At 64.5% G+C, this 318-nt stretch carries 1 protein-coding gene; it reads left to right on the forward strand.

The window, feature by feature from the left end; all coding sequences use genetic code 11:
• Positions 1-318: hypothetical protein (locus CVH10_RS25900; RefSeq protein WP_219924844.1), on the forward strand; the 318-nt coding region annotated here is incomplete at both ends.

Genomic DNA, 318 nt, shown 5'->3' on the forward strand with positions numbered 1-318 from the left:
AGTCTCGCGACCGGCCATCAGCTTGGCGATACCGGCGATTTCAGCAACACGATCTGGACGGCCGCCCCGATCGCAAGCGCGGCGGGCAGCGTCACCCCGTTCCTCGAAAACGATGCCGTGCTCGGCGAGGTCGATACGCACTTCGGCGGCAATTACCTCAACGAAACGACTGTTCTCGAAGCCGCACGCAAAGCGGGATACGGCACCGCTGCGATCGGCAAGCTCGGCCCAGCGCTTATCCAGGATCACCTCGCTCGCGACGGTATGACGACGATCATCGTCGACGACTCCACCGGACGGCCGGGCGGCATCGCGCTT

It is taken from the genome of Halomonas sp. ND22Bw, assembly GCF_003011945.1.
GTDB classification, from domain to species: Bacteria; Pseudomonadota; Gammaproteobacteria; order Pseudomonadales; family Halomonadaceae; genus Halomonas; species Halomonas halophila.